The sequence below is a fragment of the Bacillus nitratireducens genome, assembly GCF_036320425.1.
Taxonomy (GTDB): Bacteria; Bacillota; Bacilli; order Bacillales; family Bacillaceae_G; genus Bacillus_A; species Bacillus_A nitratireducens.
In genome coordinates this window covers 58,000-79,320 of record NZ_JAUMJO010000006.1, presented here as the reverse complement: position 1 = coordinate 79,320, position 21,321 = coordinate 58,000, and the positions used below count along the sequence as shown (strand labels likewise).

The window sequence follows — 21,321 nt, the reverse complement described above, 5'->3', positions numbered from 1 at the left end:
AGTTTTTATAGTTGCTTCATTATTAGTTTTGTCATAATAATAGAAAAAGGAGATTGATAGTTTTGAATATTTTATCAAAGGGTATGGAGTATGAAGAAATCACGCAAGGTGTCATTACAAACGAAAATAGTAAGCTTAATTATTACGTTAATTTTATTTGTTGTTCTTCTATTAGCGGGAATATTTGTTTACATTCAGTCCGTTGATACGAAGCGCCAAGTGGAGCAGCTAGCACTACAAACAGCTAAATCTCTTTCTTTTATGCCAGCTATAAAAGATGCTTTTCAATATAACGAGCATAAAAGTACTATTCAATCCATTGCGGAACAAGTTCGTGAGCAAGCTGGTGCAGATTATGTAATTATAGAAGATCGTTATGGGGTTATGTATTCACATTCTAATTCTGAGTTGATTGGAACAAAAAGTAACAATCCATATAACTATGAAGCACTTACTTTTGGAGGATACTATACGCTCGAAGGAAAGGGAGTAAGTGGCCCAGCCTTAATGGCGAAGGCGCCCATTATTGTTCATAACGGAGAATACGATCAAGTTGTAGGTGTTGTGACAGTAGAGTTTTTAATAAAAGGTATTGAATCTAACATACTGAGCAGAACGAAAGAAATTATACTCTTTTCCTTAGCTGTATTACTAGCTGGAATTGTTGGTGGCATTCTTTTAGCACGTAGCATTCGTAAAGATACACTCGGTTTAGAGCCGAATGAAATCGCAGCGCTATACCGGGAACGAAGCGCGATACTACTATCTATAAAAGAAGGGATTATCGCCATTGATCAAACCGGTTTTATTACGATGATGAACACGTCGGCAGAAGAGATGCTACATGTAAATGATGATTATATGCAGCAGCACATTTCAAAAGTTTTACCGGACTTTAATATGGAAAGAGTGCTAGAAAACGATCAAGAAATAGCGTTTCAAGATAAAGTATTCATTTTAAACATGACACCAATACTCGAAAATAACAGTACGGTAGGCGTTGTATGTAGTTTTAGAGATAAAACAGAACTGCAAAACCTTGTGAACACAATATCTGAGGTAAGAAAATATTCCGAGGACTTACGTGCTCAAACGCATGAATTTACAAATAAGCTGTTCGTTTTATCAGGATTACTTCAGTTAGGACATTACAAAGAAGCGATTGAATTTATTCAACAAGAATCTAATATTCATCAAAGCCAAAACCATATTTTATTCCATCAAATTCATGATGCGAAAGTACAAGCTATTTTATTAGGAAAAATCGGAACAGCATCTGAGAAGAAAATTGATTTTCATATTGAAGGAGATAGTGCGCTTCAGCCATTACCAGACCATATAAAAGTTTCACACCTCATTACGATTGTTGGAAACATAATCGACAATGCGTTTGATGCGGTGAGTGCACAAGAGGAGAAGAATGTTTCCTTCTTTGTTACGGATATTGGACACGATATTGTGTTTGAAGTGATAGATAGTGGAGCGGGAGTACCGACAGAAAAAATCGCAACTATTTTTCAAAAAGGATTTTCAACGAAAGGAAATGATCGTGGTTACGGACTAGCAAACGTAAAAGAAATGGTAGATCTACTACAAGGAACAATTGAAATTCAAAACGAGAAAAATGGGGGAGCTATTTTTACAATTTACCTTCCAAAAACATTGAGAGAAAGTACATGACAAACAGGGGGATGGGCATATGTTGAAGGTTGCAATCGCAGAAGATGATTTCCGCGTCGCGCAAATTCAGGAAGAGTTTTTATCAAAAATAAAAGACGTAAAAGTGATTGGAAAAGCATTGAACGCAAAAGAAACGATGGAACTACTACAAAGGGAAGAAATCGATTTACTTCTATTAGATAATTATTTACCAGATGGAATTGGAACGGACTTATTACCGAAAATCCATGCTGACTTTCCAAACGTTGACGTCATTATGGTTACAGCGGCGAATGAAAACTATATGTTAGAAAAGGCAATTCGAAACGGCGTAAGCAATTACCTTATAAAACCGGTCACGTTAGATAAATTTGTTCGAACCATTGAAGACTATAAAAGAAAGAAGCAATTATTACATAGTAACAATGAAGTAAATCAAGCACTCATCGATAACTTCTTCGGTACCTCGCAAGTAACAGATATGAAAAACTTACCGACAGGTGTTGATCCATTAACACTGCAAAAGGTGAAAGGGATTATAAAAGGATTCGATGAGGGCATTACAATAGAAGAAATGGGAGAACAAATGGGAGCCTCCAGAACAACCGCAAGAAGATACCTAGAATACTTAGTAGCAACAAACGAATGCACAGTAGAGTACACATACGGCATTATCGGACGACCAGAACGAAAATATCGCATAGGACGAGGACTATGAAAAAACGATTATTACTATGTATATGGATCATGACAGGAGTAATAGCGGGTTGTTCTTCGGAAAAAACTCAAACGAATACAGTAAACATAGACAAAGTAGAAATCGTTGCACCAAACGTTCAAGGAGCAGGGTGGGACTTAACAGCACGAGCGATGCAAAAAACGCTGACAGAAGAAAAAATCTTCACAAAACCAATCACTGTCACAAACAAAGTAGGTGGCAGCGGTGACGTCGGATGGAAATATACGAAACAAAAAGGCGGTCACGTACTGGCGATTAACTCAAGCTTACTCATAACGAACAACCTACTAGGCCACAGTAAATTAACATATAAAGACTTCACCCCGCTCGCAACATTAGCATCAGACTGGGAAGTCGTTGTCGTCTCAAAAGAATCAAGCATAGAAAACGCAAGCGAACTAATGGAACAACTAAAACAAGACAAGAAAAACTTCAAAATCGGCGTTGCCCCCGGCCTAGGAAACGACGATCACCTATCATTTGTACAAGTAAGCAAAGCATTCGCCATAAACCCAGCCGAACTACAATTCTTCGTCTACGAAAACAAAGAAAAAATTATAAACGCCCTAACGAACGAACAAATCAACGCCGCAACCATGACCCTATCCGAAGCCGAAAAACAATACAAATCCGGCAAAATAAAAATACTAGCCGTATCCGCACCAAAACGCCTAGACCGACTACCAGAAATACCAACATGGAAAGAACAAGGAATCGACGTTATCTTCCAGCACTGGAAAGGTATTATGGGCCCGAAAGATATGACAGAGGAAGAGGTTGCTTATTGGGATGGCATTATTAAAAGGATGGTTGAGAGTGATAGTTGGAAGGGGATTTTGAGGGAGAGGGGTTGGAATTCTTATTATAAGGATAGTGGGGAGACGAGGGGGTTTTTGGAGGAGAAAGTAAGGGATATGAGAGGGGAGGGCTGAAAAATGTGGGGGATACTTAATATGTTTTTAGATATGGGAAATTGCGTTTAGCAATTAATGTTATATATGTAATTTTGATTATATTTATTTAGCCTTCAAGTATTTTTAAAAGGAGTCTTGTCATGTTATGATATTTACTTATTGTAAACATAATAACCGAAGTGCATTTCGTACATAATATAAGAAGTTTTTTGAGATGATATTTAAATTTAATTTCTTCCAGTTATTGATTTTTACACCTATTCGGTGTATGCTGCTGTATAGAAGGAAAAAGTAGAATGTATGTTCTTGAGAGGTATGAATATAAAGTGAGAAATAATATAGATGAAAATTTAGAAGAAAAGTATAAAATAATTGATTTATTTGCAGGCGCTGGTGGGTTAAGTAATGGTTTTGAGCAAACAGGGAGATTTGAAATAGTTGGAGCTGTAGAAATTAATAAGGAAGCTGTTGAAACTTATATATGTAATCACCAAAATAATAAAGACATAATAATAAAACCAAAAAATAGTGAAATAAGTGATATAAGTAGCATTGATTTTAATGAGTTTATAACGCAAAAAGGAATTGATCCATCAGAAACGGTTGTAATTGGTGGGCCACCTTGCCAAGGTTTTTCGAATGCTAATAGGCAAAAGAATTATTTGATTTCAGGTAATAATCAGCTTGTAAAAGAATATGCACGTGCTATAGATACGGTTAGACCAGTAGCTTTTTTAATGGAGAATGTTAAAACGATGAGTTCCCCTACACATAAGTTTTTTGTCACGGAACATGTAGAAGATTCTATTTATATGTATAGTTCTGAGCGACATTTAAGTGATATAAGCGGTGACGAAGAACCTTTTTGGCAAGAAGATGAATTAATTCTACTTGAAACTGATAAGGTAGAATATGAAAATTTACTTAATCAAATTTTAAATGTTACATGTATGCAACCATTTATTACAAGTGAAATGGAGCTTTCAAGAATTAGAAGTGTAGTCCGCAAATTGAAGAAGAAAAAGCTTTATAATCCAATTGGCCCTAAAGAGAAAAAAGAATTGAAAGAGATTCAAAAAATTATAAAATCCCTTTCTGAATATAAGTTCGGTGAATTAGAAGATGAAGAACGTCTGGTGAATATAGTTAATGAAACTGTCGAGTCATTTAAGAAACTGATTCAAGGTAATAATGAGAGTAATGAAGAAACATTAGCGAGTTTACAGGGATTTGTTGAGGTTAATCAACTATTAAGATATTTGAGAGAGCTTGAAGAGGAGCGTATTGTAAAGTTAGGGGATCCGCTCGTATTGGTGGATCAAAAATTAAAGGTTATTGTTAAAGTAAAGTCCTATAATATTGTTGTATATTTAGAAAAGTTTTTTAAGCATTTAGGGTATGAAGTAGCGAAAGGGACAGTTCATTCAAATGATTATTTTGTTCCGCAAAAACGTCAAAGGTTTATGATTTTAGGAATAAAATCAAGTGCTACACAGTATAAGAAAATTAAGTTTCCTGAGAGATATACCCAAGTAGATTTCACTGTGAGAGATGCAATTGGTGATCTAGAAGGTATTACTCCTGTTAAAAGTACTGAATCTCATAAGATTGACTATAATATTGATCTGAATAAAACTGTAATGCAACATTATTATCGTTCAGGTATGAACGATAATGTAATTTATAATCATATAAATACAGACAGTGAGCCATTAAGTCAGCAACGTTTTGAAGAGATAAAGAGAACGGACGGGAAAAATTTCCATAGTCTCTCGTCTGAGCTTAAGGACGTGTCATATACCGATGCATCTAGAACGCAAAATACGGTATATTTGAGATTGAATTATGATACTCCGTCACCAACAGTTATTAATGTTCGAAAGTCAATGTGGCAACATCCGACGAAAGCCACGGCATTAAGTATAAGGGAAGCAGCTAGATTGCAATCTTTTAAGGATAATTACATTTTTAAGGGATCTAAAGATAGACAATATCAACAGATTGGTAATGCGGTCCCTCCTTTGATGGCTAGAGCGATAGCGGAGAAAATGTTGCATTATTTAGGAGAAGAGCCTAATCGATATTTAAAGGATGATTTCAAATAGGATAAAACTAGCAATTCATTTGTAGATGAATTGCTGTTTTTTTTATATGAATTTGCTAGAATAATGTAAGAGTAAAAAAATGGGTGGTAATTATGGATACAATATATACAAAACCTTCTGCAGCACCTGTAATTCAGGCGTTGAGAAGTATTGGTTATAATGCACAAACAGCTATCTCTGATATTGTTGATAATAGCATTGATGCAAAGGCTGAATATATTCATATTGAATTTGAGTATGATATGGGAAATGGCTATATAAGAATAGAAGACAATGGAATTGGTATGACAGATGATGAATTACAACGAGCAATGACAATTGGCTCGAAGGATCCTAGAGAAAAGAGAAACAAAGAAGAATTAGGCAGGTTTGGAATGGGGTTAAAGACAGCAGCGTTTTCTATGGGGAAACGGCTATGTATTATTACGAAGAAAGATGGAATAATTTCTGAGCGTTGCTGGGATTTAGATTATGTTAGTGATCAAAATGAATGGCTACTATATCAATCGATTCCGGATGAGGTTAAGGCTAAAGTTGGGCAAGTAGAGGAAGATAGTGGAACTATTGTTTTTATAGATAGATTAGATCGATTTTGTGGGTTTGGCACACATAAGGTATTGAAGCAGGAAAGTTATTATTCAAAGGTAAAGCGTATTCAAAAATATTTAGAAATGGTATTTCATATCAAGTTAGAAAATGGTTTATTAATCTCTATTAATGAAAACATGATAACTCCTTGGAATCCATTTTTAGAAGGGAATTTGAGAAGGATTGAAGGGGAAGAGCAATTACTTAGGGTTAATAAAAAGAAAGTTAAGATTACCCCTTATGTATTGCCACATCCATCTACATTTAATCAGCTAGATTATAAGAGTGCTGGTGGAGTAAAAGGTTGGCGTGATCAACAAGGTTTCTATATTTATCGGGAAGGTAGAATGGTTAGCTTTGGTGATTGGTTTGGGATGTTTTCAAAGGATATCCCTTCAGAGCTTGTCCGAATAAAAATAGAATTTTCAAATGCGGCCGATGATGATTGGAAAATAGATGTAAAGAAGTCAACTGTTTCTGTTCCAGATGAAGTAAAAGAGGATTTAATGGCAATAGCTAAACATTATAGGCAGATATCACAAGAAATCATGTTATATCGTACAAAAGCAACTAGAACTGGTGAAAAAATAAAGGGAACTTTGAATACATGGGAATTAGCTAGAGATGATATAAATAGTTTTTATATTTTAAATAGAACGCATCCGGTATTAACTGAAATTTTAAAGAATGTAAGTGATGATGTCAGAAAAAAATTAAATGTATATCTAAAATTAATTGAGTTAGGTTCACCTAACAACCTGTTGCAAACTGCTAATATGGTAAAAAAAGTGGAACAACAAATTGATGAAAAATCTAGAAAGTTAATTATTGATTATGCAGAAATTCTGTTAAGTACAGGGATTAAGTTAGATGTTGAAAAAGTCGCAGAAACGATCTCTATGATGGCTGGATTTGAGGGAATAGAGATTCATACAATTAAAATGATTATTGAGAAAGAAGTGAATGTAGATGTACCAAGTAATTCTTAAGGAATATCTTGCTATAGTAGATACTTTATACACAGCTTTTAAAAATTCAGGCTTTGGTAATCCAATAGATTTAGCGATAGAACATGCTCAAAAACAAATAATAAAAAAACATGCTGATTTGGATATGAAACATTTGGAGGGTTTATCTTTAAAGGCTTATGCACAATATAGTTCAATAAATGTACGTAAAGCAACTTCAATTAGAAGTGAGGATAATATCGCTTGGTTTCAAGAGACACATCCAACATACTCTTATTTTTGGGCACGATATGAGAAATATTTAAAAGAAATTAAACATTGGCCGCATAATACAATAGCAACAATTGATGATACGACTAATGAAGTTTTGAGAAGTATTGGAGATCCTAAAAGTATACATAAGTTTGATAAAAGAGGGCTAGTTCTAGGGTATGTACAATCTGGAAAAACAGCAAATTTTACAGGTGTAGTCAATAAAGCATTTGATATAGGATATAAATTAATCATTGTTTTAGCGGGTATGCACAATGATTTACGCTCGCAAACACAATTACGTTTAGAGCGAGAAGTAGTGGGTACTGTTGATAGTATTACAGATGAAAAACAAGGTGTAGCACTTATTAAAACGGGCGGTACACAAATTGAAACTTGGACTACGGTACAAGATGATATTTCTACTAATAATGCGATTGGTATTAAAAATTTAGATAAACCAATTTTACTGGTTGTAAAGAAGCAAAAAGATGTCTTACCTAAATTAATTGAATTAATTAAAACGAGTATTAAGCACTCAGAAATAAATCCACCAGTATTGATCATAGATGATGAAGCGGATCAAGCTAGCGTTGATGCTTCAGGGAAAAATACTGATGATCCTAGTAAAATTAATCAGTTGATTAGGGAACTATTAAATTTATTTGATCAAAAATCGTATGTGGGATATACAGCTACACCATTTGCTAATCTATTAATTAAAGCAAATGCAGATCATATTGAAGTAGGAAAAGATTTATACCCGAAGGATTTTGTAATTGCGTTGCCTAAACCGGAGGGTTATTGTGGGCCAGACGAATATTTTAATACATCGGGATATCTCGAAGACAATAAGCCAATGTTTATTAGATATTTAAGTTCGGAAGATACATCTATACTAGATAGGATGAGAACGAAGGATAATGCAGGATTATTTACAGAAGTCCCACAATCTATGGAAGAAGCAATATTAGCGTTCTTATTAGCTGGAGCTATTAGAAATTTAAGGGGACAGAATGGCGAGCATAATTCAATGCTAATTCATACTTCAAGACTGACAGATGTTCAAAATTCTATGTGCAGTACTATTAAAGGTTTTTATAAAAAACTATCAAATGATTTGATTTACAATTCAAAGAGTACATACATTAGTAAACTAAAAGAAATTTATGAAGATGATTTTTTAGAAGTGCAAAGTAGTTGTGAATCTTCAAAAGAATTTCGTGTATTTGCTTGGGAAGAAATTTATAAAGAAATTAAATCAATTGCGAGCAAGGTTGAAGTTATGGAAATCAATGGGGAGAGTGAGGATGCTCTCGAATATGATAAGCACAAAGAAAATGGATTGTATGTTATTGCCATTGGAGGAAACAAACTATCCAGGGGATTAACGTTAGAAGGTTTAACGATTTCTTATTATTATCGTGGTAGTTCTATGTATGACACTTTAATGCAGATGGGCCGTTGGTTCGGTTTCCGTAACGGATACATGGATCTATGTCGTATTTATACTAGTGAAGAAATTGCCGAGAACTTTGAATATCTTGCAAGAGTTATGAGCGAGCTAAGAGAAGAATTTGATAAAATAGCGGAAGATGGTATGACACCAGAAGAGTACGCAATTAAAATGTTAACACATAATACAATGAAAGTTACGAGTCCGGCAAAAATGGGTACAGCAGAATCGCCGATCACTTATACAGGAACAATGCAACAAACGCGTAGTTTTGAAAAGAATAAGGAATTCTATTCAAATAATATGAACGCAACGGTTCAACTTATTAATAATATAGAACAGGAATTTAATGAGCGTACTAAAGGTACTAAGTACCATCTGGCTAAAAATGTTCCTAGTCAAGTTATTATAGAGTTCTTGAAAAATTATAAAACGATTTCTTCTGCCCGAATTGTTAATAGTAAAAAAATTGCAGATTACATTAGTAAAATGAACAAAGAAAAGCAATTAGAGAAATTTAATGTAGCGGTTGTGGACGTTACGAAGGCTACGTTAAATAGCCCAAAGGCACTTGAGAATGAGATAGCACCATGGAAAGTGAATTTAGGGAACTTGTCGATTGAAAGTGCAGTTATTCGTAGTATTGCTCAGGATAAAAGTAAAGGAATCGGTGTGGTAGATTTAGGTGCTATTGTTGCAGCAAATCAAGAATTCGTTGATATTGAAAATAAAACTACAGATAAAAAAGTGAATATAGGGCTAAGAGCGAATGAAAACCCACTTTTATTAATTTATCCATTGCATCCACAAGTTAGGCCATTTAAGAAACTAGATATTGATTTTAGTGAAGATCTTGTGCCTATCGGTTTAGCATTCTCATTCCCAGATCTGACAGAGGCATCGGGTGCGGATATAAATTCTGAAGATACAATAAAGAAAAAAGGGACTTATATTTACAATAATACAGTGGGAATGGGTGGTATGAATGATTAATATCTCAGAAAGATTTAAGTTGTTAATCGATCAACCGAAAAATGAGGAATCAGATGATATCTATCGTTTAGAACCGATTTACTTTCAAAGACCATTTATTTTAATTGGTGTAGACTTATTAAATTTGCAACGAAGAATTTATGTGGATATTACAAATGAAAATTGGGATGAAGAGCAGCTGAAATCTTTTCCAAAATGGAGAGGGATTGATATAGGACAAGAATATTTTTCTCAAATTGGTCCCTTAAAAGAAAAAAACTTCTTAATCATCTCTCAAGTTGTAGAGGATGGTGAAGAAATTTTCGAACGGATTTTACAAAATTTGGTGGACCATATTTTAGTAGAAGAGGAATCACCACTTTATACAGTGATATATGAAGTATTAGATCGCTGGCATAATTTCTTTAAGCGAAAAAGGGATTTTAAATTAAACTTAGAGGAAGAAATGGGGTTATTTGGAGAGTTATATTATATTAATAAATGGCTTGAAAAATTCCCTCATGAACCACCGTTAATTATTAAGGACTGGAAAGGTCCATTGAAAAATCGAATAGATTTTGTAGGTAAACATAGTGGTGTGGAAATTAAAACTGTTGCCCCTAAAATAAGAGATGAAATTAAAATCTCGAATGAGAAGCAATTAGAACTGAATCCAGTTACTAGTAAATTGTTTTTATATGTATTAAAGATTGAAGTAAACGATTCTATAGGGAAATCGTTGCAAAATATTATTGAAGTGATAGAAGAACAACTCATTGAACGAGCACCTTCATTAGCGGTGAAATTTAAAGATTTATTATTAGAAGTTGGAGTAATGAGTGAAGAATATAATGAACACTACTTTTTTGTACATGAGGAAATAGCATACAATGCAAATAAAGAGTTTCCGAAGCTAACTTCGGAAAGTTTGCCATTAGGTATTACTAATGTCTCATATTCAATAGACTTATCGCATTGTAACAGTTTTAAGGTGTCTTTAGAAGAAGTATTTAATTTGAAATAAACAAGGATGATCTATAATGAATGAAACGAAAAGAAGATTAGATTTTTTTAATGAATTTATTGATACGGTTGAACAAAAAGGAAGAGCCTTAGGGAGTAGACAAACCCCTTTTTTACAAGAAATGCTACCATTTATTAATATTGTGGACGAACCAGCAATTATGCATTTCAAGGAAGAAAAATCTAAAATTCAATTAAATGGTTATTTATATCAAGAAGATATAAACACTTTGAATTTATATGTAGTAGAGTATGAGCCTTTTGGGGAAGAAGATGAATTACCGATTGCAAACATGACATTCTTAAAGGAGTATGCGAATAAAGCGAAACGATTTTATACAAGTGCTGAACAGATTTTGCAGTTAGCAGATCGTTCTATGGAATATTATGATGTAACGAAAATGATTGTGGATAAAAAGGGTGAAATTGAAGAAGTTAATATTTATGTAATTACGAGTAAATTTTATCTTTCAAACAAGCCTATTGATTTAACTATTCCTAATATCGAAACAGTTAATGTACATGTTTGGGACATGGATCGTGTATTTAAATTATCAGAAGCAGAACAAGGTATACGAGAATTTGATATACATTTTGAGTCAGAATATGGTTCAGCGTTACAAATGATGCATGTTCCAAATGAAAATGAGAATGGATTAATAGATTGTTATATTGGTGTTATCCCAGCGAAGCTCCTAGCTGAATTGTATGATGAATGGGGACCAAAACTAGTTGAACGAAATGTCCGTTCTTTTTTACAAGCACGTGGTGGAACAAATAAAGGAATAAGAGATACACTAAAGGATGCAAGGCAGCGTGAATTATTTATTGCTTATAACAATGGTATTTCAAGTGTTGCGAAGGCAGGAGATATTGAAAGAATTGGGGACTCTAATTTATTTAGCATCAAGACACTAACAAGTTGGCAGATTGTTAATGGTGGCCAAACAACCGCTTCTATACACCAAGCATATAAAAATGATATTGATTTAGAGGGAGTTTATGTACAAACAAAACTTACTATCATCAATGTTCCGCAAGAAATAGAAAATAATGATGCTCAAATGGATCGACATGTATTTGAAGATGAAATGATATCGAAAATATCCGAATATGCTAATACTCAAAACAAAATTAATAAATCAGATTTACTTGCGAATACGCGTTTTATGTCTGATATTGAAAAGTTTTCCCGTAATATATGGATTCCAACACAGGATAACCGTAAAGAAGAATCTAAGTGGTATTTCGAACGTGCACGTGGGCAGTATATGGTGGATATTGGTAGACGTTCGAAAGGGAAAGAACAAACTGCTTTCAAGAAAATGTATCCAAAAGAAAACGTCATAACAAAAGTAGAGACGGCTAAATATTTCATGTCTTGGGAAGGCTTCCCCTATGTGTCTAGTAAGGGTGGAGAAGAAGCGTTTAAGCGTTTTATGGACCTCAATAGCCTGTATTGGAAACAAAGTTCCATTACAAATGATGAAGGTGAAGTAATCAAGAGTATTCTAAGTATTGATAATGAATACTATAAAAAGCTTATTTCTAGAAAGATTATTAATGCATTTGTAACTGAAATTGTGGAAAGTATGAAGCTAAAAGGTTATAGAGCAAACGTAATTTATTATACAGTAGCGATGTTAAATTATTTGTATGGTAAGGAAATTGATTTAATAGAAGTATGGCAGCATCAGGCTCTTTCAAATAAATGGGAAGATGTTGTAAGAACAATAGCAAATAATGCTTTGAATTACTTAAGAGAATCTGCAGGTGATCAAAACGTAACACAATGGGCGAAGAAAGAAGATTGCTGGAAAGGGTTTATTAAAGAGTCGGCAGTTGTATTAAGTTCGCTTATATAACAAAAAGATAGAATAAAAGTTGATTATTATAGGAGAAAGGAATTTCTTAAATGAAACTGAAAGGTTTAAGAAATTTCTGTTCTCCTAATTTTTTAGATGAAATGATAAGTCCAGTTAGGTTAAACATACGTGTTTATGAATACTAATGGGGTCGATAGAGGGGAATATATGGATACAAGAAGAGGTCTCAGTGATATCAGTGCACTAGAAATATTAGGTGGATATAAAAAAAGTGAAACAATTAATAGAATACAATTATTTTATCTAGTGAACCATGAGAAGGTAGTAGTGAAATATTCGAAAATATCTGGTGATGGGAAGAAATACTGGTTTGGAATAACTCCAAATGCAATCAAAGTATATAAATCAGAGAGAATATCACATATAACCTTCATTTTAGGTTATGAGGGAATAGTTAAATTACCAATTGGAATTTTATACAAATATATTGAAGAAGCGAATGTTACCAAGAATAAAGATGGAGGAATAAAAAGATATCATATAAATATTAGTTTTAGTAGTGACCTACTATTATATAATTCGATTGATAGTTTTGTATTAAATGATTACTATTTTTATGATGAAGAAATTGTAGAAGATGAACTTGGTGAAAAGAAAAAAGATATTATATTAGAAGAAGCCAAAAATTTTATTGATTATAAAGAACAGTATGTGAAAATTGGCGATAAAGCAAAACGGAGAAAAGAAAGTAGTGCTCAAAAAAAGAGAATTGCAATATTAGAAGATCATACGTGTCAAGTCTGTGGGTTTAAAGAAGAATACATAAAGGCTAATAATAAAAAAGGTTGGATAATAGAAGTCGATCATATTATTGAGAAGTCAAAAGGTGGAGGAGAATCCTTGGATAACCTTTGGGTATTATGTCCTAATTGTCATGCTAAGAAGACAAGGGGAGTCATTACTATTGATCCTATAAAAAAAATGGTGAAAGAAAAAGGTAAGGTTATAACTATTCGGGATAATCATTTAGACTGGTAATTTATAAGTTTGTTATTACCTAATGCAAAAAAATTATGGATAAAAAAGAAATGTTATTGGATTGTATGAAGATAATATGGGAGTATCGACTTCATACATATTTTGAAGGAAGAACAGCAACGCTGAAATGGGCGTTGTTGTTTTTTTATAATCTTCTTGTATCTCCCCAATTTCACCGACTAACTTAAAGAAGACAAAACCACTCATGAAAACCACCATAAAAGAAACACGATCATCATACTACTACTTTCAGCCGTAATAGAAATCTTTTCACCATTACTTATGTAAATCAAGCTGACACGTAAAAATAAGGTGTGCAAATATCATTGTCGAAAGACATTCAACTTTCATTTGTTAATAGTTTTTCTACTAAATATTAGCTCGCTTATGAGTGGTATTTTATTTGTCTTTGAAAGTAGTTCAAGTAATTATTGTTGAGTGTAAATTAATATGCAAGGAATTATTAGATAGACATGGGCGGATGAAATGTATGGTTGGCTATGGGAAAAAGAGTAAATGGGGGGCTTTTTCATTTGAGGGCAAGAGTTTCGTTACCTCGAAGAAACAAAATCCCACAAATACTTAGAGGCAACAACATAAGAGGGAATTTGAGTTTTCAAGTTGAAAGGGAGATATAATTTATTTTGGTCAAGATAAAATTAAGTATAATTTTCTTTTCTTTGGTTATATTCTAACTAAGCCATGGACTTGGCTACAATAGTGGCAACTGGATGGTTGTACACAAAGAGGAGATGTTGAAAATCGTAGCACTTACTACTATTAAGTTACGTGCAAAATTCACACGAAAAATGCCAGACCCGATTGACCCAAAGAAGGAACATCATTTTATGTGGGTAGCTGCACAGGATTTCCCTGAATCAATTCCTGCAAATCCAAATCCACGTCCATCCAATACAGATTTAGCAGTTTATCAAGAGGTGTTAGATTCTTTCTTGAATAGAGGTGCTTCAACTCCGTATACTTTTCATTTGAAGAATAAGGGGCTTGATATAATTGCTTCTTATGTAAAAAATACAGAGAAAGATCAGTATGAAGTTGGTTTCAATCCTTCTGAGGGGCTAGCAAATGGAAAACATACGTTTGAAATAATGAAGAAAAATGTAAAACAAGTCGGCGATCAGTATGTGTTAGTAAAGATTACAACTAATGTCCAACCTGATTTTGTTGCAGAAATGGCGATGGGTTTAAATACTTCTGTTCAAGTACACACAGAAAGTATTTTGAACCAAAAAGGTGCTTTTGATTGGATTAAGGAAGTTTTTAAAAACGAGTCATATGCAAACAAGATTTCATACGTGGAAAACTTGAATTTGCCAATGGACATTCGTGAGTTGATTTCAATTATGGTGTTATTTAACATTGATATCAATTATTTAGACGGTAATGTAGCGGATAAGCATCCTAAATATGCTTATTCAGCAAAAGCGAAGTGTCTTTCCCAATTTAACGAGCATCCCGAGAGTTTTGTAAAGCTACGCTTGATTTTAAAAGATATTCTGGTACTTCATGATACGATTAAGTTAGAAGGACCGTTGATGCATAATAAGCAAGGTGGTAAAGCAGGCTCTTTAGGGTACGTTGAGAAACGTACAAAATCACCGATTGAATTGATTTTTATTAGCAAAGAAACAAAGGTATATCTCTCTAAAGGTGCTTTATTCCCAGTGCTAGCAGCCTTCCGTTGGTTCGTTAAAGAAGATCCAAAAAGCGGATTGTATGTATGGAAGAAAAATGGTGGATTTGATGAAATTTTAAGCGTTTGGAGAAAACATGGTCCACGTTTAATGAGTTCCGTCCAATCAGCATACAATGCAGTAGGTAAAGATCCTAATGCGCTAGGGAAAAACACCGTTACATGGTCATCAACTTATAGTGAATTATTATCCGCTCTTTTAGAAGAACAAGATGATAATTAATTGTGGAAGGGCTACAGATGTTCTGTAGTCCTTTTTATTACTTAAATTAAGTAATTGAATTAAACGTAGTGTATATAGAAGCATATTTCCAATATTGTATTGGTAACATATGAGTCAAGGTAATTTTGGTCCGAAATCGTAAAATAAACGAATCATCGCTTTGTCACAATAGAGTCTCAAATTGTTGGCACAAGAAAGTTAGAAGTTATATTAGGTGGCAAGAAATCAGAGGAAGCGATACATACTCTAGAGTGGTATCAAGAAGGAAATGCTGTAAATTAAAAGAATAGTAATAGTCTGTTCATTAATCATTGTTCTCTTTATATTTTTTTGTTAGAAAACATATTCAAGTTACATTCAGTTGTCTTTATGCTGATATAAGGTGAAATTCTAATCCATAGTACCAAGTTATCCACTATAATAAAATTACCATATACAGCACAGCTAAGGACTCCAAGGTAGCTCTTAAGAATGAAAGAAAGCGTCAACAAAGATAAGAAAACAGGAAAGTATTTTTATATTGTAGATATTGGTAGTGACCCTTTAATAGGCAAAAGAAAACAAAAAAAGAAGAGGGGATTTACTATAAAAAAGAAGAGAATGCTTTAACAAAGCGGCTCTCAGAAGTTCATACTGGAACATATGTAGAATCTAGTAAACTACTTTATGGTGAATATCTTGAGAGTTGGCTTAATACAAAGAAGAACAGTGTCGGCATTCAAACAGCAAAAGTACTGAAAGGGTACTTAAACAGCCGTATCATTCCTTCTCTAGGTAATACCAAATTAGCTATGTCAATTCACTGCGAGATGAGGAGTTAAAGCGAGGGACAATTGAGAAGATAATCAAAGTCATTCGGAACTCACTTGAACATGCTATTGATTTAGAGTTAATAAGTAAAAATGTTGCAGCTAAAACAAAGTTGCCTAAAGCTGATAAGGAAGAGCTAATTGTGTGGAATGAACATGAGGTACAGTTATTCTTAAAGGCTACGCAGGGTAGCAGGTATTCTATTGTCTTTCATTTGGCTCTTGTAACTGGAATGCGACAAGGTGAATTGCTAGGCTTGTGATGGAAAGGTGTTGATTTAGAAAAGGGACATTTAACCATTAGTCAAACGTTAAGTCATGACGGAAAGACAAAATCAAGTTTAAGAAAGATACTACTATCTGCATCAACAGTATCAAAGTTGAAGAGGCATAGAGCAGTCGTATTAAAAGAGAAGCTGAGTCAAGGTGAGGAATATCATGATAATGACTTAGTAATGTGTACTCCTTCTGGAACACCAATCAATTCTACTAATGTTAGAAGAAGTTTAAACGCTTTGATTAAGAACGTAGCTGTGCCAAAGATTCGATTCCATGATTTACGTCATACACATGCAACTCTGTTATTGGCTAAAGGTGTGAAGGTGATTTCTGAGCGTTTAGGACATAGTAATATCAAAATCACATTAGACACTTATTCGCATGTACTGCTAACGATGCAAGAAGATGCAGTGAATAAAATAGAAGAGATTTTTTAGGTAATGTGACCAAACCTGTGACCACGCCCCCTTTTGAATACAAATTTACAAAATAAAAACCGAATCAAACGTTAATTTGACACGGTTTCTAACAATATGACCCCAGAGGGGATCGAACTCACGACCTCCACCCTGTCAAGGCTAAACAGACTTTTTTTCTTGAAGCTGATGTCCGTTAAACTCCCATCCCATAAGGGATTAAAAGACTTTCGATTGGTTCATTATGTTTTTTACTCCATAACAGGAAAAGTGGCGTATAGCCTCCACATAAGGCGTATTAAGTTCCTAAGTATTATTGTATAATATTAATTTAGTATATTTAGAATAAACTTAGGAAGGATGTCGCCATTTGCATGAAGAAATAGTAAAATTTAAGAGTTTTGATCAGTATTTCAATGGAGATAATTTTTTTAGTTATAACCAATTATTTGAAGATATAGATTTCAATAAACAAACGTATAAATATGGATATGAAACAAATTCACTTGTATTAAAAAAACGTGTTGTATCTGAATGTTTGAAAAATTCTATCGAGGTAGGGGATAAAAATAGAGCAAAGGATATGTTAGAACAAATACATATTTTAGAATATCAAGAGTATTTACATAAATTTGAAGTGGAATTTAATAAGTTTGATCCAAGTAACAGATTGTTTAAACACCTTAAAAAAGTATATTTTGTTCAAATTAGAAAGTTATTTGATGAACCCTTAGTCTTTGTCTATCCGTATACTGGTTTTTCACAAGTGTTTCTCAATTCTATAAATAATGATTTTTCAAATTTAGAAGAATTACTAGGGGAATTTGAAGATAGCTATGATATTTGGCACGGTAAACCTATTCCCGTGGAATATTTATCAGACTTTATAGAATTTACACCATTCATTTTTCCTATATTATTTTTTGAGAAAGATTCGAATGAAGAATATGCTCAGATTCTTAATAACTATAAGATAGCCTGGCATTCGCTTTGGGATGATTTTCCCTATGATGAAATCGGAAGAAAAGTAGCATCTTTATTAGATAATTCTTTATATAGAGCGTTTCCGGATTTAAATTTAATCTCTGTTACGCCATATGAAGGGGCGGATTGCAAAGGATATTTATTAATTAATGAGGAAAAGCCGGATATAGAATTATCTGAAGGGGTTCGACTTAATGAAAATAAAAGAATTAGGAAATTGTTGGAGGTGTCAGACAGAGATTTAATTTTGTTAGTAAAACCATTTTAATAGCTTATGGTTTTAAAGTGAGGAAAAATAAGAACTCTACATTTAATGGAATCTTAATTGAGTTTAAGAGTAAACTGGGTTGGCATTGTAGTATAGACAATGCTCCTATTTTTCAATCGGATAATTCCCAAATTAGTTTAACATTTAATGGTGTTTATGGTATTGCCCCAATAAATAGTGCAATATGCAATGTATTTAAAGATCCTACCGAGAAAATAACCAGTAAAGACATAACTCTGTTAATAGATCTGGTATTAGCTGCTAAAGAACAAAAAAAGGGAACTATTTTAGTTATCTTAGAGAAGCGATTTGCAGAGTCTGAAGCAAAAAGATTAACAGAATCAAGTACTCTCATAGTGCCCAAAAAACTTAATAAAGAATTTTTTAAGAGGTTCTCAGGTATAGATGGTGCTATTATTGTAGATACAAAAGGGGTTTGCTACGCATTTGGGGTAATTCTAGATGGAGATATAATCAAAGGAGACCCTGGAAGAGGCGCCCGATTTAATTCAGCTCATAGATATTTTGGTACTAAAAAGAAGCATAATATTCCTTGTTTATTGGTAGTTGTATCAGAAGATGGACACATCTCTATTTTACCAGATGAGTTGGAGCATTAATTCTAAAAAATTTCTTACATGTTTTGATGCTTGAGAAGAATAGAGCTGAAGTTAGAGATACATGGGAAAGTACGTGGCTAATATTAACTAGTATCCTTAAGTGTGAAATGATCCATAATTTCACACTTTGGGCTTACTGCTCACAGTTCCATTGCTTGGTCAAATTATACCCGTTCTTCTGTATTTTCTTCAAAGACGTCTTTGATTTGGTTGTATACTATATCCGTAACTTGTGTTTTCATAATTTCTGGCATGGAACGCTCGTATTCTACGAGTTTTAAGAAGTCTTCGAAGTAGCGAGTGTGTGATGCTTGGTGAATTTTTAGTTCGCCCACTTCCACGATGCCTTCTTCTCGCAGGTAAAGATCTAATTTTACCTATATCGGTATTAATCAATTTTTCTATATACTCCACTTGCATCTCCCCCAACGTCACCCCCTAACTTAAAGAAGACAAATCCAAAAGGGGGACCAAACCAATCATGAAAACCACCATAACAGAAAAAAGAAACACCATCATCATGCTACTACTATCAGCCGCAATAGGTATCTTTTCACCACTACTCATGTACATCACACTGGCACGTAAAAATACCATTGTCGAAAAGTATTTAACCCTCATTTATTAGTATTTCTTCTATTAAAATTTATTATGTGCAGGGTATTCAAATCCGGATTGAATATGAGAATGAGGTTATTATAGTGGAGAGATGAGCGAGTTAAAGAAGCTCCTTTGAAATTGGTTATTGGTAAGGAATCAGTGCTGTTTTAGGAGCAATAAATGTTAAAAAATAGAGCTTAGATATAAAGGGGATTAAGTAATGGAATAAGAGACCAGATTTATTTTCGTATGGAATTGGGTCACCATAAATTTTATTTATTGATATATAATTACCGGATTAAAGGAACGGAATTACTTTGTAATATTCCTCAATATTAAGATGGGAATTTTTTTATATATACATTTATTTTGGCAAGCCTTATACTCTCTATGTTATTTAAAATTAGTACTAGTGGAGTGAAGTATAAGATGAAAAAAATGTATATACCGAGTGAAATTGCGAAAAAACTTGGTGTAAGTGTTAATACTATTAAAAAAAGGGCGATTGAGGCTGAAGCTATAGGGTATAGATTCAAGAAGAATGATGGAGGGCATAGACAATATACTAAGGAAGAACTGGAAATGTTATTCCCGTCTAAAGATATAAATTTGCATTTCTTTGGAGAGTCTACCAAAGAAAAATCTGAAAACAGAATGCAGATGGACGAAAATTTTAATTCACTTGAAATAAGAAAAATAATACAAACGGAATTAGAAATGATAAATGGGAAAATTAAAAAATCCGAACAAGTAATTATAGAACATAAAAAAAACATAGAGGAAAATAAGTTGAGGAGAGAGGGAATAGAAAATTTACTAGTATCAATCACTAGACAAATAAAGAATGAAGAACAAGATCAAATGACCTTAAATGAGTAGTAGAAGTGGACTTTGATATTTCTAGCTAATCTCATTATATAGGTTAGTTAGAAATATTACTTACATGAAATAACATTGATTAGTGAAACATTAGTAGAAAGATATACTTTTTATATTAAATTATCACGGTGATTAATGCATCTGTCATAGACAGGATAGCTTAATTAGAGTATGCATCTATCAATTTATAAAAATATTATTGAACTCTTATGATGGAGGGAGAAAAGGACTAATAATTTTATATGGTTATGAATGGGATATCAAATGTAGTTAAAATTAGGTGGAAATGTTATACTTTCCTCAGTGGCTGATGTTTATAATTGAAGTGAATTTGGCTTATAAAGTGATTAACCATATAGAAAATAGAATATCCATGAATTTTGGTGGTCTTATCTTTAGGTATATATACTTAGAAATAAGACTTTTTTATTAATAAAAATATGGCTGTTTAGATGGAAATAGCCTAGCCATATACATGTAAATCTATTTTAAGATATAAAAGTTAGTCGTATTTTTATGCTTATTTCTACACGTTGCACTGTACTATATCTTGTGTATAGAAGAAAAACCAAACGGAGGGAACCCCCATGCCAACCTACAACAAACTAATCAGAAACAAAATTCCACAAATTATAAAGTCCAACGGAAAAACATCCACAACAAGAATCCTATCTCAAGACGAATACATAAAAGAAATCTGCAAGAAAACAGAAGAAGAACTAACCGAATACCTAGAAGCAACAACAAAAGAACATAAACTAGAAGAACTATCCGACCTACTAGAACTAATAAACGCCCTAGCCAAACACGAAGGCACAACACTAAAAGAAATCAACAACATCCGAAAAAAGAAAGCAGAAGAACGAGGTAGCTTTTCAGATCGGGTCTTTCTAATTGAAGTAACCAATAACTAACCCCTCATAAGCCCCTTACAAGCCCCTACCAAGTAATAAATCACTAAGAAAAAACATAACAAAACAAAAACACCA

15 protein-coding genes and 4 pseudogenes are annotated in these 21,321 nt (G+C 33.3%); 17 read left to right on the top strand and 2 right to left on the bottom strand.

Annotated features, from left to right (window positions below):
• Window positions 1-90 precede the first annotated feature (90 nt).
• The 9 genes from Q3V31_RS22380 (at window position 91) to Q3V31_RS22340 (ending at window position 13,540) form a co-directional block, all read left to right on the top strand.
• Complete coding sequence (locus Q3V31_RS22380) at window positions 91-1,680, top strand: sensor histidine kinase (protein ID WP_329767226.1); 1,590 nt, start codon at window positions 91-93, stop codon at window positions 1,678-1,680.
• A 19-nt stretch (window positions 1,681-1,699) separates the two neighbouring features.
• The gene (locus Q3V31_RS22375; RefSeq protein WP_071733591.1) at window positions 1,700-2,377 is read left to right on the top strand and encodes a response regulator; all 678 of its coding nucleotides are present in this window, start codon (window positions 1,700-1,702) and stop codon (window positions 2,375-2,377) included.
• On the top strand, window positions 2,374-3,330 hold the full coding sequence (locus tag Q3V31_RS22370) for a tripartite tricarboxylate transporter substrate binding protein (protein ID WP_329767225.1): 957 nt from the start codon (window positions 2,374-2,376) through the stop codon (window positions 3,328-3,330). Before Q3V31_RS22375 ends, Q3V31_RS22370 begins: the two co-directional genes overlap by 4 nt.
• 278 nt (window positions 3,331-3,608) lie before the next feature.
• On the top strand, window positions 3,609-5,417 hold the full coding sequence (locus Q3V31_RS22365; protein WP_329767224.1) for a DNA cytosine methyltransferase: 1,809 nt from the start codon (window positions 3,609-3,611) through the stop codon (window positions 5,415-5,417).
• Between the two features lie 92 nt (window positions 5,418-5,509).
• Window positions 5,510-6,994: an ATP-binding protein gene (locus Q3V31_RS22360; protein WP_329767223.1), complete on the top strand. Its 1,485-nt coding sequence runs from the start codon at window positions 5,510-5,512 to the stop codon at window positions 6,992-6,994.
• On the top strand, window positions 6,975-9,674 hold the full coding sequence (locus Q3V31_RS22355; RefSeq protein ID WP_329767222.1) for a Z1 domain-containing protein: 2,700 nt from the start codon (window positions 6,975-6,977) through the stop codon (window positions 9,672-9,674). Before Q3V31_RS22360 ends, Q3V31_RS22355 begins: the two co-directional genes overlap by 20 nt.
• Window positions 9,667-10,677 carry a PD-(D/E)XK motif protein gene (locus Q3V31_RS22350; protein ID WP_329767221.1) on the top strand — a complete coding sequence of 337 codons (1,011 nt, stop codon included), beginning with the start codon at window positions 9,667-9,669 and terminating at the stop codon, window positions 10,675-10,677. Before Q3V31_RS22355 ends, Q3V31_RS22350 begins: the two co-directional genes overlap by 8 nt.
• A gap of 16 nt (window positions 10,678-10,693) precedes the next feature.
• Window positions 10,694-12,541: an AIPR family protein gene (locus Q3V31_RS22345; RefSeq protein WP_329767220.1), complete on the top strand. Its 1,848-nt coding sequence runs from the start codon at window positions 10,694-10,696 to the stop codon at window positions 12,539-12,541.
• 168 nt (window positions 12,542-12,709) lie between these two features.
• Entirely contained in the window at window positions 12,710-13,540 is an 831-nt protein-coding gene (locus Q3V31_RS22340; protein WP_329767219.1) for an HNH endonuclease, read from the top strand.
• Window positions 13,541-13,573: 33 nt separating this feature from the next.
• Here the strand turns inward: Q3V31_RS22340 and Q3V31_RS22335 are convergent, their stop codons facing one another.
• Window positions 13,574-13,747 carry a hypothetical protein gene (locus Q3V31_RS22335; protein WP_329767218.1) on the bottom strand — a complete coding sequence of 58 codons (174 nt, stop codon included), beginning with the start codon at window positions 13,745-13,747 and terminating at the stop codon, window positions 13,574-13,576.
• A gap of 24 nt (window positions 13,748-13,771) precedes the next feature.
• On the opposite strand from Q3V31_RS22335, the pseudogene Q3V31_RS22330 reads away from it, so the two are divergent.
• From Q3V31_RS22330 to Q3V31_RS22310, 5 genes and pseudogenes are all read left to right on the top strand, one after another.
• Window positions 13,772-13,988, top strand: a pseudogene (locus tag Q3V31_RS22330) (DUF4870 domain-containing protein); the annotation flags it as partial.
• Between the two features lie 283 nt (window positions 13,989-14,271).
• A complete protein-coding gene (locus Q3V31_RS22325; protein ID WP_329767217.1) occupies window positions 14,272-15,477 on the top strand; it encodes an AIPR family protein in 1,206 nt (401 codons plus the stop codon).
• 471 nt (window positions 15,478-15,948) lie between these two features.
• A pseudogene (locus Q3V31_RS22320) lies at window positions 15,949-17,002 on the top strand (tyrosine-type recombinase/integrase).
• Between the two features lie 349 nt (window positions 17,003-17,351).
• Window positions 17,352-18,233: a hypothetical protein gene (locus Q3V31_RS22315; RefSeq protein ID WP_329767216.1), complete on the top strand. Its 882-nt coding sequence runs from the start codon at window positions 17,352-17,354 to the stop codon at window positions 18,231-18,233.
• Between the two features lie 17 nt (window positions 18,234-18,250).
• The gene (locus tag Q3V31_RS22310; RefSeq protein ID WP_329767215.1) at window positions 18,251-18,853 is read left to right on the top strand and encodes a DNA integrity scanning protein DisA nucleotide-binding domain protein; all 603 of its coding nucleotides are present in this window, start codon (window positions 18,251-18,253) and stop codon (window positions 18,851-18,853) included.
• A 143-nt stretch (window positions 18,854-18,996) separates the two neighbouring features.
• On the opposite strand, the pseudogene Q3V31_RS22305 reads toward Q3V31_RS22310, so the two are convergent.
• A pseudogene (locus Q3V31_RS22305) lies at window positions 18,997-19,215 on the bottom strand (DUF3900 domain-containing protein); the annotation flags it as partial.
• 119 nt (window positions 19,216-19,334) lie between these two features.
• On the opposite strand from Q3V31_RS22305, the pseudogene Q3V31_RS22300 reads away from it, so the two are divergent.
• The 3 genes and pseudogenes from Q3V31_RS22300 to Q3V31_RS22290 all read left to right on the top strand — a co-directional run.
• Window positions 19,335-19,492 (top strand): annotated as a pseudogene (locus Q3V31_RS22300) (DUF4870 domain-containing protein); the annotation flags it as partial.
• Window positions 19,493-19,882: 390 nt separating this feature from the next.
• Entirely contained in the window at window positions 19,883-20,332 is a 450-nt protein-coding gene (locus Q3V31_RS22295; protein ID WP_329767214.1) for a MerR family transcriptional regulator, read from the top strand.
• A gap of 587 nt (window positions 20,333-20,919) precedes the next feature.
• Window positions 20,920-21,246 carry a nucleoside triphosphate pyrophosphohydrolase gene (locus tag Q3V31_RS22290; RefSeq protein WP_329767213.1) on the top strand — a complete coding sequence of 109 codons (327 nt, stop codon included), beginning with the start codon at window positions 20,920-20,922 and terminating at the stop codon, window positions 21,244-21,246.
• Window positions 21,247-21,321 lie beyond the last annotated feature (75 nt).

Excerpts from the sequence above, each read along its gene's own strand:
- Q3V31_RS22380 (WP_329767226.1), top strand. The coding sequence starts at position 91 with ATGAAGAAATCACGCAAGGTGTCATTACAAACGAAAATAGTAAGCTTA.
- Q3V31_RS22370 (WP_329767225.1), top strand. The coding sequence starts at position 2,374 with ATGAAAAAACGATTATTACTATGTATATGGATCATGACAGGAGTAATA.
- Q3V31_RS22350 (WP_329767221.1), top strand. The coding sequence starts at position 9,667 with ATGATTAATATCTCAGAAAGATTTAAGTTGTTAATCGATCAACCGAAA.
- Q3V31_RS22325 (WP_329767217.1), top strand. The coding sequence starts at position 14,272 with ATGGTTGTACACAAAGAGGAGATGTTGAAAATCGTAGCACTTACTACT.
- Q3V31_RS22355 (WP_329767222.1), top strand. The coding sequence starts at position 6,975 with ATGTACCAAGTAATTCTTAAGGAATATCTTGCTATAGTAGATACTTTA.
- Q3V31_RS22365 (WP_329767224.1), top strand. The coding sequence starts at position 3,609 with ATGTATGTTCTTGAGAGGTATGAATATAAAGTGAGAAATAATATAGAT.
- Q3V31_RS22290 (WP_329767213.1), top strand. The coding sequence starts at position 20,920 with ATGCCAACCTACAACAAACTAATCAGAAACAAAATTCCACAAATTATA.
- Q3V31_RS22295 (WP_329767214.1), top strand. The coding sequence starts at position 19,883 with ATGAAAAAAATGTATATACCGAGTGAAATTGCGAAAAAACTTGGTGTA.
- Q3V31_RS22335 (WP_329767218.1), bottom strand. The coding sequence starts at position 13,747 with ATGAGTGGTTTTGTCTTCTTTAAGTTAGTCGGTGAAATTGGGGAGATA.
- Q3V31_RS22360 (WP_329767223.1), top strand. The coding sequence starts at position 5,510 with ATGGATACAATATATACAAAACCTTCTGCAGCACCTGTAATTCAGGCG.
- Q3V31_RS22375 (WP_071733591.1), top strand. The coding sequence starts at position 1,700 with ATGTTGAAGGTTGCAATCGCAGAAGATGATTTCCGCGTCGCGCAAATT.
- Q3V31_RS22345 (WP_329767220.1), top strand. The coding sequence starts at position 10,694 with ATGAATGAAACGAAAAGAAGATTAGATTTTTTTAATGAATTTATTGAT.
- Q3V31_RS22340 (WP_329767219.1), top strand. The coding sequence starts at position 12,710 with ATGGATACAAGAAGAGGTCTCAGTGATATCAGTGCACTAGAAATATTA.